The sequence below is a fragment of the Glaciimonas sp. Gout2 genome, from assembly GCF_035018905.1.
GTDB lineage: Bacteria > Pseudomonadota > Gammaproteobacteria > Burkholderiales > Burkholderiaceae_D > Glaciimonas.
In genome coordinates this window covers 1-15165 of record NZ_JASJXA010000061.1, presented here as the reverse complement: position 1 = coordinate 15165, position 15165 = coordinate 1, and the positions used below count along the sequence as shown (strand labels likewise).

Sequence of the window (15165 nt, the reverse complement as noted above, 5' to 3'; positions counted from 1 at the left end):
ATGAGCGGTCACGATGCGCCAGAATGGTCGGTCACGATAGACCAGAATCGGTGGTCACGATCGGCCAGAATACCCACGTTGATACTGGCGCTATTGGTAAACCCACCAAAGACCTTGTCCTGCCATAGGTCGGCGAACCATGGTTTGGACGACGCATCCGCAAACTTCTTGAATTGCCAACTGGGGCCGCCCATATATGTGGGTGATCCGAGAATGATGTAGTGCGCCTCATTGATGTCTGCCCACGCCTGGTCAGACAAATTTCCTTCAGCATCGATTTGCAACAAGCTAGCGTTCGCGCCCTCCGCTATGGCGTCAGCCACCCGTTTTGTATGGCCATAGCCTGAATGGAAAACAACGACGCCTTTTAATTCCGAAGAAGAAATGCTCATGATAAAACCCTTAACGTTAAGTAGTACTGTTTGCCCCATTTAAGAGGCGATTAAAAAATCGGACTTGTTGAGATAGCTGTCATCGGGGCGCTTTTCGCTCCTTCCTGAAGTTGCCCCATTTGCGCCGTTTATTTATCAAATTGAGAGCCGCTGAGATCTTTGTGCCTCAGGCATAAGCTTTCCGGCCAAGGCGACGAAAATTAGTAACGGGAAGGTTGCATGTAGCCAGTCGTGATAAATCAGCAAAGTAATGACGGCGGCTCCCATGACTAACGCCCCAAGTAATACCCCGAGCTTGCTGGTCGCACGTCGCCCCTGGAGAACTGCGCTCAAAAGTTCGAGTGAGCCAGTTGCGTAGTGAAACCAACCGGGGTATCCCCAATTGAGGTAGTCCTCGCGTAGCGATAGCGGCGCGAAGATATTTAGTAGGCCAGCAAACACGAAAAATGCCACAAGGCTCCATGTCAAAAGTGCGCGCCAGGAGATCATTCTCAAAATTTAACCCTCCATTCAGAGGCAAGCGCACGCATATTTCGTTTGCTAGCGCCCTCCAGGCCGAAAGTTGCGTTGCTGACCTGAAACGCCATTTGTTGCTCAGTTATTTGCGGCATGGTTGCCTCCTTTTAATTGATGGCTTTATGATTTGCTACTGGACGGAGGACTGTTCGGCTTGATTTGCGTACCTGAGGGCATTCGCGTGGGAGCGGTCCGCTCGTGCATCCAGCCTGGATATTCCGGCGCGAGCCTGCTAACAGCGTCAAGCGTAGCAAGATCATCAGCGTCAAGCTTGAGCCCTCGGGCGGCTAAGTTCTGTTCAATTTGATCAAGGCTTTTTGCGCCAGTAATGACGGACGTAACGAAGGGTTTCGCCAAGACGTAAGCAAGCGCGACGCTCGCCACGCTGGTGCCGTGTTTCTCTGCGATGGGGCGCATCGCCGCCACGCAGGACCAGGCTTTATCTTTGTCAACAGGTGGAAAATCGAAGGTCGCACGCCGCCCTTCGCTTGCCGAGCCCGGACCAAACTTTCCGGACAGCAACCCACCTGCAAGCGGTGACCAAACCATCAAACCCATCTTTTCTTCCGTCAACATCGGCGCTATTTCCCGCTCAAGGTCGCGGCCCGCGATGGAGTAATAAGCTTGGACTGTTTGAAAGCGAGAAAAACCGCAGCGTTCAGCAATGCCTTGAGCCTTGGCAATGCGCCATGCCGACCAGTTTGAAACGCCGATATAGCGCACAAGTCCGCGCGAGATAAGGTCATCGAACGCGCGAAGAGTTTCCTCTATGGGCGTCACCGGATCGTTGGCATGAACTTGGTAAAGGTCGAGATAATTGGTCTGGAGGCGCTCTAAACTCGCCTCAACCGAATCCATGATGTGTCCACGAGAGGAGCCCCGGTCATTCGGTCCGCTGCCGGATGGATTAAATACTTTGGTCGCAATGACGACATCCTTACGCGGTACGCCCAGGTTTTTTAGCGCCTGACCCAGCATGCGTTCAGAATGGCCGTGGGTGTAAACATCGGCGGTGTCAAAGAAATTCACACCTGCAGCAAGGCAGCATTTCACGATACTATCGGCTGTTGCCTGATCCATTCCCGCAATATCGTGATAAAGGCCTTCCTGCCCTGAAGGGCCGAAGGTCATCGTGCCGAGGCAAAGTTCTGATACGAAAAGTCCTGTGTTACCCAGTTGGTTGTAGCGCATTGTGGCCTCCAAAGTGCGTGGGACCAGCCCTTCTGGCTCCACAAGCGTTAACTATGCGCCGCGCGACGTTTGCTATAAAGTACTCCAATCAAAACTCATTGTTACCCAGATAAAGAACAATGCAAAATCTCGACGCACTGGCGATCTTTGTTCGCATAGCAGAAATGGGCAGTTTCACTCACGCAGCGGAGAGCCTCGGCATTCAAAAGGGCAGAGCGTCGAATGTTGTTCGCAAAATGGAAGCACAGATGGGTGTTCGCTTGCTCCACCGCTCAACCCGAACGGTACAGTTGACGGAGGACGGAAGAAGCTTCTATCTACGCGCGCGCGCCCTGCTTACAGATGCCGAGGATCTGAACTCGATGTTTGCTGGAGGCGAGGCGCCTCTACGCGGTCGTCTACGGGTCGACATGCCGACCGAATTCGCTCGCTCCACCATCTTGCCTGCGTTGCCAACGTTCATGGACGCCTACCCGGAAGTCGAGCTAGAAATATCAAGCACTGACCGGCGCGTTGATCTGATTCAGGAAGGAATGGATTGCGTGCTCCGCGTCGGCGAAATCGTTGACGAGACGCTCGTTGCGCGGAGGCTTGGAGCCTTGCGGATGGTCAATGCGGCAAGTCCGGCCTACCTCAAGCGGCATGGCATACCTCGCACGCTGGAAGATCTGCTGGCTCAGGACCATCGCATGGTTCACTACACGCCAACATTGGGGAGTCGGCCACTCGGCTGGGAATATCCAGACGGCGACAGCTATGCAATGCTTGCGCTTCCCGGTTCGCTCAGTGTCAACAACGTGCAGACGTATCATGGCGCGGGATTGGCTGGGCTTGGGCTCATACAGGCCGGGCTCTCAAGCCTCTCGGCCTTCCTCCTTAGTGGCGAGCTAATCGAAGTCCTCCCAGATTTGCGTCCGGAACCATTGTCGGTGTCAATCGTGGTAGCGCACCGACAGAACCTGTCGCGTCGGGTGCGCATCTTCATCGAGTGGCTTGAGCAAATTTTGGCGCCTTATCTAGATCGTTAGCGCGCATAGGCAAAGCGGATAACTCATTCCCGCACAAAGCGAAAGTCTGGGAGTGTTGCTTTAGAGGCTTTATGCATCTGCGTGCTATTCAGTACTTTGATTCAAGCACGCACCTACGTCGATTTATTCCGCAACTCTCTTTAAAACAACTGCCGCCGAGTTTACCCTTGCCAAGCTTAAGACAATTTTAATCCTGGATTAAAAGGCTTGAACAAGAGTGCGAATGATTCCTGCTAATGTATGGTGAAAAAGCTGAGTGGCTAAGCTATCATTGCTCTTTTCGGGCGGTGCTGGTTATATTTCCCCACGTCATATCACCTTCGTTCGCCGATATTATTTTTAGAGAGGCAATTATGCAAGGCGACAAAAACATCATTAAACTGCTCAACGCACAGTTGACCAACGAACTCAGCGCAGTTAATCAGTATTTTCTGCATGCCCGGATGTACAAACACTGGGGCCTGGAAAAACTGGGCAAGAAAGAATACGAAGAGTCGATCGGCGAAATGAAGCATGCTGATCGCCTGATCGATCGTATCCTGATGCTGGATGGACTGCCTAATCTGCAAGCATTACACAAACTGATGATCGGCGAGAATACGCCCGAGATGCTGGCATGCGATTTGAAGTTAGAGAAAGCTGCGCAACACACCGTCAAAGAAGGCATTGCTGCGTCTGAGGCTGCGGGTGATTACATCTCACGCGAATTGTTTAAAGACATTCTGGATGACACCGAAGAACACATCGACTGGCTCGAAACCCAAATCGACCTTATCGACAAAGTCGGTATCCAGAATTATCTGCAAACCCAGATCGGAAGCTGAGTTAATTAATATTTCATTAACACGCAGTTAGCGTTCAATTAGCATTGAGCCAACGGAAATATTTGCTATCGGCAAATACGCACCGTTGGCGCTACACAATGTTATGCGCATCTCTGCTCAAGCAATACAGCAAAATGTCGGGTCACGTGGCATAGACGCAAAGTAGTGAGCTTGCGATATGGTTTAGCGCCAGCGCACTCCTCCAGAATCGATAATAATGCCAGGCATCACCGAGCACCAAAAAATATCGTTTCCACCCCGAACATAGACCAATCAAGAGCAATCCAGGCAGCACAACAGCGGCATTTTTCGCCTGCGCGAACTCTCCTTCTTTGTCCACTCCTTGCCTTACTACGAATTAATTAAAGAGATTGAATCAACGCGATCAACAGTTGGTGGACTATCCGCAATAGAATAAGCGCCACCAGAGGCGATAAGTCGACATTCCCTAATAAAGGGATAATCCGACGCACAGGATCCAGCAGCGGGGCATTCAGTGCCCGCACGAAGGGCGCCAATGGTGCCTGCGGATTTACCCAGCTAAAAATGGCTTCGATAATTAACAACCCTATCAGGCCATAAAAAACCCATTGTAGAAACAGCAACGCCGCCAAAACCAATACCACCGGAGCACTCAAAACTGAAGCAACTGCAAGTTGCAATGCTACACAAACAAGTGCGACCACTAGCGCACCAATCAGACTCGCCCAGTCATAACCACTGAAACCAGGCAGCACTTTGCGCAGTGGGCGCACCATCCAGTCTGAAATGGTAAATATGAAATGGGCCACCTGTTGGGGTGGACGCACGCGGACGGCCTGAATCCAGAAACGTAATAACAGCACGCCACCTAAAACACTCCCGGCAGTCTCGATGATCAATGAAAAAATATTCTGCAGCACGATGTTTTTCTCTCTTTTCGGATGAAGCGTGACATTTCAATACACTATAGCCACTTTAAACGATGGCACACAATCACGCTAGAGAAGCATCATGACCTAAGATGACGTATTTGAAAATGCTATTGCCATACGGACTACCTACTTCTTACTTTTTTCTTCAGAGTGGTAGCAGCACAATCCGATGAAAAAACAAAAAACCCGCTGATAGCACAAGGCCATACAGCGGGTAGTACGCCTGAAACTAACTAGGCTCTCTTCCGACACGCGAACAATTACGGACGCGTACCAGTAGGGAAAGGCCATGCTGCTGCCGGATTCAGTATAGTTTTTACTGCTGAATCAGCTGCTGCTGCCGGTTTTGCCGCTACTTTTTTTGCCGCTGGCTTTTTTGCTGCTGCTTTAGCTGCTGCTTTAGCTGCAGGTTTCGCCGCTGCTTTAGCTGCAGGTTTCGCCGCTGCTTTAGCTGCTGGCTTTGCTACCGCTTTAGCGACAGGTTTCGCTGCTGCTTTAGCTACCGGCTTTTTGGCAGCAGGTTTTGCTGCTGCTTTAGCTACCGGCTTTTTTGCTGCAGGTTTCGCTGCTGCTTTAGCTACTGGCTTTTTGGCAGCAGGTTTTGCTGCTGCTTTAGCTACCGGCTTTTTGGCAGCAGGTTTTGCTGCTGCTTTAGCTACCGGCTTTTTTGCCGCAGGTTTGGCTGCTGCTTTTGCTACTGGCTTTTTTGCTGCAGGTTTCGCTGCTGCTTTTGCCACTGGCTTTTTGGCCGCTGCTTTTGCTACTGGCTTTTTGGCCGCTGCTTTTGCTACAGGTTTCGCTGCTGCTTTAGCCACTGGTTTTTTAGCTGCTACTGGCTTTTTTGCCGGAGCGGCTTTCTTCACAGCGGTTTTTTTCGCTGCGGATTTCTTTGTTGCTGTTGCCATTTTGTTTCTCCTTCACGTGATGGAAAAAATCAAGCTCCAAGTTGGAAACCCGACGGCCCATCGCGATGGTCCGGCGGATTATTCATCGGCGCAATCAACTCTCTGCTTGCGCTAATGAATTCGGCACCAGCTGAACTGCTCCATCCCCTCATTGATGCAGCACTTCAGCCATTATTGGCCAGGGATATCTTCCACGATCGCCGACCTGGAAGAGTCACGTTATTCGCAACGCCTTGCGGCTGCGAACCTAGCCAAAAAAACGCCAGCTATTACGCCAACGTCGGAATTCTTTAATTAAACCTCTTCCGGAACCTACTCCGCCTCGCAATACCACGTTGCCCGGTGCAGATTATCTTCATTAACTTGCTGCGGTTCCAAAAGAAGTTTATTCAGTTACAAAAGGTGTTCGGATTTTCCAAAGAAAAAGCCGCCATGCCCGATTTAGTCGGGATGAGCGGCGACGACAGATAAGATCTTTGCGGTCTTTGACTGTTCATTAAATTGAATTGCTACCTTTGGTTATGCAGCGTTTTTTTAAACTACTCGCTGCATCTTTCCGTCCACCTCATATTCTTGTCGGAGATTCTGGTACCGTTATTCCCAGTTCAGTGCACCGCCGGTTTGATACTCAATGACACGTGTCTCAAAAAAGTTGCGCTCTTTTTTCAGATCGATCATCTCGCTCATCCAGGGGAAGGGATTTTCTTCCTGAGGGAACATTGGGTCCAGTCCGATTTGCTGCGCGCGGCGATTTGCGATAAACCGCAAATAACCTTTAAACATTGGCGCATTCAAACCGAGCACTCCACGCGGCATTGTATCCTCTGCGTAACGATATTCCAACTCTACTGCGCTTAAAAACAACGATTTAATTTCATCACGAAATTCGGAGGTCCACAAATGCGGATTTTCCATCTTGATTGTGTTGATTAAATCGATGCCGAAGTTACAGTGCATTGATTCATCGCGCAAAATATATTGGTACTGTTCTGCCGCACCCATCATCTTATTTTGACGACCAAGCGCCAGGATCTGAGTAAAGCCGACATAGAAGAAAAGGCCTTCCATGATGCAGGCAAACACGATCAGCGAACGCAATAATTTCTGGTCGTTCTCCGTTGTGCCGGTCTTGAATTCAGGATCGGTCAACGTGTTGATGAACGGAATCAGAAACTCATCTTTGTCACGAATCGATTTGACTTCATGATACGCGTTAAAAATTTCAGCTTCGTCCAAACCCAGCGACTCGACAATATATTGATATGCGTGGGTGTGAATAGCCTCTTCAAACGCCTGACGCAACAAATACTGACGACATTCTGGTGCAGTGATGTGGCGATAAGTGCCAAGTACGATGTTGTTGGCAGCCAGTGAATCAGCAGTGACGAAGAAACCCAGATTGCGTTTTACCAGACGACGCTCGTCATCAGTCAACCCATTTGGACTTTTCCACAGTTCGATATCGCGCTGCATATTGATTTCTTGCGGCATCCAGTGATTAGCACAACCGGCCAGATACTTGTCCCATGCCCATTTATATTTAAAAGGCACCAATTGATTGACGTCTGTATGACCATTGATAATGCGCTTATCAGCAGCATTGACGCGATGTGTCGTATCCACGGCAGCCTCTGTCGGCATCACAGGTGGCATTACACGCGAGTCGGGTGTTGAACTTGATTGTTCATCCCAAGAGAGCATATTTCTTCCTTCACTTTATCTTTTGATTGGTATGCGCGACTTTAGTTCAGCCAGCGCAACAGTTCGTGTCTTAAACAATGTTATCGGCACATTCCGGACTGGCCGGAACGTGCCGTTGTACTGCATTTACTGGCAAGCTTCGCACTCTTCGAAACCTGCATCACCTGGACGCATGGTGCACGCCGGACCATCCAATTCCAACTCATCCGACACCACTGGCTTTGCCGCATAATTTGCCATTGCACCGCCGCTAACAGCGCCGTCCACCGACACCGCATTCAACGCACCAGTTTTGGTCGTTGATTTTTCAGTGTGCGTAGCGCCGATTGTGCGCAGATAGTAAGTGGTTTTTAGTCCACGCAACCATGCCAATTTGTAAGTCTCATCGAGTTTTTTACCCGATGCGCCGGCCATGTAGATATTTAATGACTGGGCTTGATCGATCCATTTTTGACGACGCGAGGCAGCTTCGACCAACCATGACGGCTCGACTTCGAAAGCGGTCGCATAAATAGCGCGCAAATCTTGCGGTATGCGATCAATTTTGGCCAGACTGCCATCAAAATACTTGAGGTCCGAGATCATGACTTCATCCCACAGACCACGCGCTTTCAGATCACGCACTAAATAAGAATTGATTTCCGTAAATTCGCCGGACAGGTTCGATTTCACATACAGATTTTGATAGGTCGGCTCAATACAAGCCGATACACCAATAATGTTTGAGATGGTGGCGGTCGGCGCGATCGCTACGCAGTTCGAGTTGCGCATACCAAACTCTTTGATGCGAGCGCGCAAAGAAGTCCAGTCGAGTGATTCCGACATGTCCGTCTCAAGATAACCGCCACGCTCTTCTGCCAACAGCTTCAGGGAATCTTGCGGCAAAATGCCACGATCCCACAAAGAACCGCGGAATGAACTGTAACGACCACGCTCTTCTGCTAACTCAGTCGATGCGTAATACGCGTTGTAACACACCACTTCCATCGAACGATCGGCAAACTCAACCGCTTCCTGGGACGCATAAGGAATCCGCATCATGTGCAGGCAATCCTGGAAACCCATAATGCCCAGACCGACCGGCCGATGACGCAAATTGGAATCACGTGCCTTTTTAACTGCGTAATAGTTAATATCAATGACGTTATCCAACATCCGCATCGCCGTAGTAATGGTTTTCTGCAGCTTGACCGGATCCAGCTTGCCGTCTTTCATGTGCGCTGGCAGATTGACCGAGCCCAAATTACATACCGCGATTTCTGACTCGTTCGTGTTCAACGTGATTTCTGTACACAAATTAGAGCTGTGCACCATACCGACGTGTTGCTGTGGCGAACGGATATTGCAAGGATCTTTAAAAGTAATCCATGGGTGACCGGTTTCAAACAGCATTGACAACATCTTGCGCCACAGATCCAGCGCATGCAGCTTCTTAGTCGTGCGCAGTTCACCGCGTGCGGCTTTGGCTTCGTACCCGATGTAGGCCGTCTCAAACGCTTTACCGACTTTGTCATGCAAATCCGGCGCATCGCTAGGCGAGAACAAAGTCCACTCGCCCTTTTCCATCACGCGCTTCATAAACAGGTCAGGAATCCAGTTGGCGGTATTCATATCATGCGTACGGCGACGATCATCGCCAGTATTTTTACGCAGGTCGAGGAATTCCTCGATGTCCATGTGCCAGGTTTCCAGATAAGCGCACACTGCGCCCTTGCGCTTGCCGCCTTGATTGACTGCAACAGCTGTGTCGTTAACCACTTTCAGGAACGGCACCACGCCTTGTGATTTGCCGTTGGTGCCCTTAATGTGCGCACCAAGCGAACGCACAGGCGTCCAGTCGTTACCTAGCCCGCCAGCGTATTTCGCCAGCAAAGCGTTCTCTTTAATAGCGTCGTAAATACCTTCAAGGTCATCCGACACTGTGGTGAGATAGCACGATGACAGTTGTGAACGCAATGTCCCTGAATTAAACAGGGTTGGCGTGGAGCTCATGAAATCGAAACTAGACAGCAAATTGTAGAACTCAATCGCCCGCTCTTCGCGGTTAACTTCGTTCAGCGACAAGCCCATCGCGACGCGCATATAAAACGCTTGCGGCATTTCGATACGCACATCCTGAATATGTAGGAAATAGCGGTCATATAAAGTTTGCAGACCGATATAGGCAAATTGCAGATCACGTTCTGGTTGCAATGCATCGGCCAGTTTTTTCAAATCGAACTGGGCCAGCTTGCTATCCAATAGATCTGCCTCAATACCCTTTTTAATATACTTTGGAAAATATTCAAGGTATTCCGCTGGCGCATCGGCTTGCGTCACTTCTTTTCCGAAGACTTCCTTGCGAATCGTATGCATCAGCAAACGTGCTGTCACCGTACTATAAGCAGGATCTTTTTCCATCAAAGCACGCGCTGCCAAAATGGCTGACTTGTGCAACTCTTCAACCGGCACACCGTCGTACAGGTTTTTGACTGCCTCAGACAGAATCGCTTCGGCATCAACATGCTTTTCCAAACCGATACAAGCCGCCGAAATCAAATCACGCACTTGATTCATGTCCAGAACGCGACGTTGTCCATCTTCCGTTACATATATGTCGGCCGATGTCGCAGCAGCGTTAGTGGTAATCAGTTGCGCACGTTCTTCCATACGCTTGGCGCGATACAGCACGTAAGCGCGTGCCACGTCATGCTCGCCCGAGCGCATCAGGGACAATTCGACCTGGTCTTGAATATCTTCAATGTGAAAAGTGCCGCCGGTTGGTTGACGACGCACCAATGCGTTGACAACGTTCAGGGTCAACTGCTCGACTAACTCGCGCACACGTGCGGAAGCAGCACCTTGACCGCCGTTGACCGCTAGAAAAGCTTTGGTCACAGCGATTGAAATCTTGGACGGTTCAAATCCGACCACTGCGCCGTTACGGCGGATGATTCGGTAATCACCAAAACTGACCGGCGCATTCGCGGGAGCGGAAGCTTTGCCAGATTGGGACGATGCGCCGCCGAAGTCTGAGGAAGATTTGATAGAAATTTCTTGAGTAGATTGCACTGAGCCTCCCGAGCTGAGTTGACAAACGCGCTCATCGCGTCTGTTGTTGTTAACTATTATTGAGAATCACTGAAACTTTCAGGATCCACTGACATACCACCACGCCTACGTCGTAATAACTTATGCACTGCAATTAAATCACTTCAACTGATTGCATTGCGTCTACCAATACACGATTCCTCATGCCTTTTGCAGGCTGTTAAAACCGTACGTAAACGCAAAATCCTATTTGACACTACGGTCAAACATCATCAATTTTAAACGAGGGGCGCTGCAACGGGCCCATCCAACATGAGTACCAAAACACTCTTAGTGATGTAGATAAGACACCTGAAACAGCAAAATGAAGAAATCACACCTTTCACCACAAAACACTATATATAGTCTTTTTTATCGGTGTATGCACTAATTGTAGTACCTGAACTGCGTAGATGCAATGCTTATACGTGCGCATTTGTAGAATCTTTTTTTAGAACAAAAGCCAAAATCTGTTGACTTTCCTAGCTTCCAACAGGGAAGCGCAATGTGGGGTTGGTGAGCACTTGCGGTCGATAGTCTGCCAAGCCTTGCTGGTATTGATGCCAGTCAAAAAATGGACCTGGATCAGTTTTCCTGCCGGGTGCAATATGGCTGTGCCCACGTACCGCCAGCAAGTCGTGTCGAGACATCAATGCATCGGTGATTGCGCATAAAGCAAGGTATTGCCGCGAGGAAAAAGGCTCAAAATCGGTTCCCTCGAGCTCGATTCCGATCGAAAAATCATTACAACGCTCTCGCTCGCCAAACGAAGATGCACCGGCGTGCCATGCCCTTTCATTAGTCGATACGAATTGCACAACATCACCATCGCGGCGAATCAGGAAATGCGCCGATACCCTTAACGGTCGCAATTGCGCAAAGTAGGGATCAGCATCGTAGTCCAACTGGTTACAAAACAGGTCTGCAATAAAAGGACCACCGAATTGTCCTGGCGGCAAACTAATATTATGAATGACCAACAACTCAATCCCACCATCCGAGGGCCGTGCATCGCAATTGGGCGAACGCAGATGCTGAACGGCGGGCATGCCAATACCTTCTCCACTGATATTGCACCAGCCGTCCTCACCGATGTGAAAAATCGGCGATTGCGATTGTGGCCCGATTCCAGCAACATTTGCCGCTACGGCCGCCATGGATAATTTATCCGTCATCACGAATACTCGTCATTCCTGCTCATGAATTGATAGCCGCTGCATGCGATATCGCAATTGGCGAAAGCTGATCCCTAACAACTCAGCTGCTTTGGTACGGTTGAATTGCGTTCGACCTAAGGCTTGCCGTATTATATTGCGCTCCACATCGTCCAGATGCATCGGCAGCGATGGCGGCAAGCTGACCTTCGTATCATCCGGCTCTATAATGAACTGTCCACCCATCGCCATAATGGCCGCGACTGTTGCCGCAGACTCTTCAGGACCGATAGGCTCTCGTAATTCAATCGCTCTGCCTGCTTCCGTCTGCCGATATCCCGGCGCTCTTAATGCCAGATCGGAAACTTCGATCTGGCCATCGTTCGCAAACGCTAATGCGCGCTCAAGAATGTTTTCCAGTTCACGTACGTTGCCGGGGAAAGTATACCCACGCAGGGCCTGCAAGGCAGCCGGACTGAGCGATATTGGCGACTGGTGCTGATCTGGAAATGCAAGACGCGTCAAAATGACTTCCGCCAACAAGCCAATATCATCGACGCGTTCCCGCAGAGGTGGCAGATGTAACTCGATGACATTTAAACGGTAATACAAATCCTGCCGAAACTTACCCTTTTCCACACACTCCGCCAAATTTTGGTGAGTCGCACTCACCAAACGTACATCGACCACTTCTTCCGTGGTTGCACCGACTTTGCGCACCCGCCGTTCCTGAATTGCACGCAATAATTTTACTTGCATCGCCAGTGGAAGATCAGCCACCTCATCAAGCAATAGCGTACCGCCATTTGCCGCTTGAAAAAAACCGTCCCGATCATCCGCTGCACCAGTGAACGCACCTTTTCGATAGCCAAAAAATTCCGCTTCCATCAAATTCTCTGGAATTGCGCCACAGTTGACAGCAATAAACGGTTTATCAGCGCGTGGACTGAGTGCGTGTAAATCGCGCGCTGCCAACTCTTTTCCACTACCGGATTCGCCGCTAATCGCAATCGGTGCCATGCTTCGCGCCAACCTCGCAATTTGCGTACGCAAATCCTGCATTGCCGCCGATACTCCGATCAGACGCAAGGCCGGTGCGCCGGACTTGTTATTACTCAGTCCATTGCGTGGCAATATGCCAGCAGGAGGCACGCCGTTGCGCTCTGGCAAATGGACGCGTAGCGCCGATTGCACCATCAAACGTAATTGATCAAGTGCAACCGGCTTCGACAAATAATCGAATGCCCCCGCCTTCAATGCCATTACCGCGTTGTCCGCACTGCCGAACGCAGTAATGACGGCGACCGGTGTCATCTTGCCACTGGCGACAATCTCGTGCACCAATTCAATGCCAAGACCATCAAGAAGCCGCATATCAGTCAGCACGAGTGCATAGTCACGTAGCAGCAGGAAACGTCGCGCCTCTGCCAGTGAATCGGCACTATCGACGTCCAAACCCATTTTGACCAACGCGATTTCCAGCAACTCGCGCAAATGTGCTTCGTCATCGACAACTAAAATACGGGGTGAAGTCATAGCAACAATTTTCCCGCTCAAATAAAATTAAATTGGTCCACGCACCGCAAATGCGATCACAAATCGCCCGGTAAGGTCTTCATGCACCTCGTGCCTATATTCATAATCCAGCATAGCGCCGTTATTCAAACACAACTCGCGCGCCAAAAATAGCCCTAAACCGGTTCCTTTATTAGAAGTCGTGTAAAACGGCTCAAATAAATGCGAGCGAACCGCCGGCATAATCGCATTACCATCATCCTGTACATGTAACTCTAGACCACCTGCGGCGTTCGTCATGACCTGAAGTCGTATACTGTTTGGACCGCCGCTTGCATAACGCAGCGCATTCGACAATAAATTTACCAGAACCTCGCGCAGATGCAAAGGATCAAACCACACGGCGTATTTATCGGTCGTCGAAATCATCAACTGCAATACGCCTTTCTTGATAACATTCATTTGCTGAAATTCTTCGGCTATATCGAACACCAATGGACACAAAAGGATCGGCGCGGTTTGTCGTTGTACCTTGCGCGAAAGCGACAAGATATCTTCTATCATGCGGTTCAGCCGCGCCACGTTATCCTCAATAATATTGAGCAAACGTACATGTGTCGGATTAGTCGCATCTTCGATCAAAAGCGTAGCCGCATAGGATATTGATGAAAGTGGATTTCGTACCTCATGGGCAATACTCGCGGTCAATCGCCCCATTGATGCCAACTTCAGTTGCTGTGCCTGATTTTCGATTTCACTCACATCTTGCAAAAAAATCACAGCGACATATTCACTCAAATCCTCGGTTTTAACTGCCGCAAAGCGTAACTTGAAATGCACTGCCAGCTCGTGCCCGCTCGCCCCCATCAACACGGCGCTGGGTCTTCGGTCATCAGTATGTTTAATGGTGACCAAAAAGGGAGAATCACTGGACGTCGCATCAGAAATTGACTGTGCAAAGTACGGAGTAGCTTGTGATGCGGCTTGCGCAGCTGCGCTAGGATATTGGTTAACCGTCGCAGTCCAGACAAAAAAAGCCTCAGCAATCGGCGTCAAGGCGGGAAAGTCGCTCAGTTTATGCCTGGGACCATCGTCCAGTATCGATAGTGCAAGCATACGCCCAGCCATCGGATTTGCCATCAAAATAGTGCCGTCTGGCCCAACCACCAACAAACCATCCCCCATATCGGCAACGGCCATACGGTTGATAGCAAGTTGTACACGCAAATCTTTCCCACGCTGATTTGCCAGGTCCTCCTGGCGGATCAAGCGATTCGCCAGGCGATTGATCACAAACACCGAAAAAAAGAACGCGGCGCCCGACAATCCTGCTTTTACTGTTGTCGCCTCTGAAGCTTCTTGTAAAATCTGATATCCACTCTCACCCAATAAAATCAAGGTCACGATGGATACGAATAGCATCGCCAAAGGCAACGACGCCAAAATAGCACCACCAGCTAATGGAAACAAAAAAAGAACAGCTAATCCACTTTTAGCGCCACCAGCACCGATATAGAGAATCGAAATTGCTCCTATGTCGACCAAAATTTGCACGACAATTTGCAACCGGTATTGCCGTTGGCAATACGCTGCCAACAAAGTGAAGATGATCGCGCAAAGTAAATAGAGCGAGCAAGTTTGCGGATAGTTAAAAAACTCCGAAAATTGCAGAGCATTTTTTACATTCGCGCTGAGATACACGAGCAGTACCAGCGCGACAACAATACGGGTGATGTTAAACGTTTGCAGGGTGCGCCAAAACGTCATTGGTTTGTCGCCATCGGTAAAGAAGGCCGACATCGTTTTGGGCAGGTGAAAGGACATTGCGGATTTGATCATGCACGTTAACTCGGGCTAACTCAGACTATATTCAAAGCGCTTAGGGTGTGTTGACATTTATTTCAACCAAAGTGCCGAAGCCGCGAGCGCCACGAATGAAGCAAAGCGCGAAGCTAG

At 49.9% G+C, this 15165-nt stretch carries 11 protein-coding genes and 1 pseudogene; 2 read left to right on the top strand and 10 right to left on the bottom strand.

Features of this window, described 5'->3' with window-relative positions; genetic code table 11:
* Nucleotides 1-17: 17 nt before the first annotated feature.
* The 3 genes and pseudogenes from QN379_RS21755 to QN379_RS21745 all read right to left on the bottom strand — a co-directional run.
* Nucleotides 18-392: pseudogene (locus QN379_RS21755) on the bottom strand (flavodoxin family protein); the annotation flags it as partial.
* Between the two features lie 135 nt (nucleotides 393-527).
* Nucleotides 528-881: a DoxX family protein gene (locus tag QN379_RS21750; protein ID WP_323507588.1), complete on the bottom strand. Its 354-nt coding sequence runs from the start codon at nucleotides 879-881 to the stop codon at nucleotides 528-530.
* 147 nt (nucleotides 882-1028) lie between these two features.
* Nucleotides 1029-2099: an aldo/keto reductase gene (locus tag QN379_RS21745; RefSeq protein ID WP_323507585.1), complete on the bottom strand. Its 1071-nt coding sequence runs from the start codon at nucleotides 2097-2099 to the stop codon at nucleotides 1029-1031.
* A 119-nt stretch (nucleotides 2100-2218) separates the two neighbouring features.
* On the opposite strand from QN379_RS21745, the gene QN379_RS21740 reads away from it, so the two are divergent.
* Together QN379_RS21740 and bfr are read left to right on the top strand one after the other, a co-directional pair.
* Complete coding sequence (locus tag QN379_RS21740) at nucleotides 2219-3127, top strand: LysR family transcriptional regulator (RefSeq protein ID WP_322233619.1); 909 nt, start codon at nucleotides 2219-2221, stop codon at nucleotides 3125-3127.
* 353 nt (nucleotides 3128-3480) lie between these two features.
* A complete protein-coding gene (gene bfr, locus QN379_RS21735) occupies nucleotides 3481-3951 on the top strand; it encodes a bacterioferritin (protein WP_322240257.1) in 471 nt (156 codons plus the stop codon).
* A gap of 362 nt (nucleotides 3952-4313) precedes the next feature.
* Here bfr and QN379_RS21730 read toward each other — a convergent pair whose 3' ends face one another.
* The 7 genes from QN379_RS21730 to QN379_RS21700 form a co-directional block, all read right to left on the bottom strand.
* Nucleotides 4314-4853, bottom strand: coding sequence for a YggT family protein (locus tag QN379_RS21730; RefSeq protein ID WP_322233621.1), 540 nt, complete (start codon nucleotides 4851-4853; stop codon nucleotides 4314-4316).
* A 272-nt stretch (nucleotides 4854-5125) separates the two neighbouring features.
* On the bottom strand, nucleotides 5126-5770 hold the full coding sequence (locus QN379_RS21725; protein ID WP_323507584.1) for a histone: 645 nt from the start codon (nucleotides 5768-5770) through the stop codon (nucleotides 5126-5128).
* 594 nt (nucleotides 5771-6364) lie between these two features.
* On the bottom strand, nucleotides 6365-7471 hold the full coding sequence (locus tag QN379_RS21720) for a ribonucleotide-diphosphate reductase subunit beta (protein ID WP_416186786.1): 1107 nt from the start codon (nucleotides 7469-7471) through the stop codon (nucleotides 6365-6367).
* 126 nt (nucleotides 7472-7597) lie between these two features.
* Nucleotides 7598-10522, bottom strand: a complete 2925-nt coding sequence (locus QN379_RS21715) for a ribonucleoside-diphosphate reductase subunit alpha (RefSeq protein ID WP_322233625.1) — start codon at nucleotides 10520-10522, stop codon at nucleotides 7598-7600.
* A 500-nt stretch (nucleotides 10523-11022) separates the two neighbouring features.
* Nucleotides 11023-11589 carry a 1,6-anhydro-N-acetylmuramyl-L-alanine amidase AmpD gene (gene ampD, locus QN379_RS21710; RefSeq protein ID WP_323507587.1) on the bottom strand — a complete coding sequence of 189 codons (567 nt, stop codon included), beginning with the start codon at nucleotides 11587-11589 and terminating at the stop codon, nucleotides 11023-11025.
* 138 nt (nucleotides 11590-11727) lie between these two features.
* Nucleotides 11728-13230, bottom strand: coding sequence for a sigma-54 dependent transcriptional regulator (locus QN379_RS21705; RefSeq protein WP_323507583.1), 1503 nt, complete (start codon nucleotides 13228-13230; stop codon nucleotides 11728-11730).
* Nucleotides 13231-13257: 27 nt separating this feature from the next.
* Complete coding sequence (locus tag QN379_RS21700; protein WP_323507582.1) at nucleotides 13258-15048, bottom strand: sensor histidine kinase; 1791 nt, start codon at nucleotides 15046-15048, stop codon at nucleotides 13258-13260.
* Between the last annotated feature and the right edge of the window lie 117 nt (nucleotides 15049-15165).

Bases quoted from the DNA above. Each gene is read 5' to 3' on its own strand.
- QN379_RS21750 (WP_323507588.1), bottom strand. From the start codon at position 881: ATGATCTCCTGGCGCGCACTTTTGACATGGAGCCTTGTGGCATTTTTC.
- QN379_RS21745 (WP_323507585.1), bottom strand. From the start codon at position 2,099: ATGCGCTACAACCAACTGGGTAACACAGGACTTTTCGTATCAGAACTT.
- QN379_RS21740 (WP_322233619.1), top strand. From the start codon at position 2,219: ATGCAAAATCTCGACGCACTGGCGATCTTTGTTCGCATAGCAGAAATG.
- bfr (WP_322240257.1), top strand. From the start codon at position 3,481: ATGCAAGGCGACAAAAACATCATTAAACTGCTCAACGCACAGTTGACC.
- QN379_RS21725 (WP_323507584.1), bottom strand. From the start codon at position 5,770: ATGGCAACAGCAACAAAGAAATCCGCAGCGAAAAAAACCGCTGTGAAG.
- QN379_RS21720 (WP_416186786.1), bottom strand. From the start codon at position 7,471: ATGCTCTCTTGGGATGAACAATCAAGTTCAACACCCGACTCGCGTGTA.
- ampD (WP_323507587.1), bottom strand. From the start codon at position 11,589: ATGCCCGCCGTTCAGCATCTGCGTTCGCCCAATTGCGATGCACGGCCC.
- QN379_RS21705 (WP_323507583.1), bottom strand. From the start codon at position 13,230: ATGACTTCACCCCGTATTTTAGTTGTCGATGACGAAGCACATTTGCGC.
- QN379_RS21700 (WP_323507582.1), bottom strand. From the start codon at position 15,048: ATGATCAAATCCGCAATGTCCTTTCACCTGCCCAAAACGATGTCGGCC.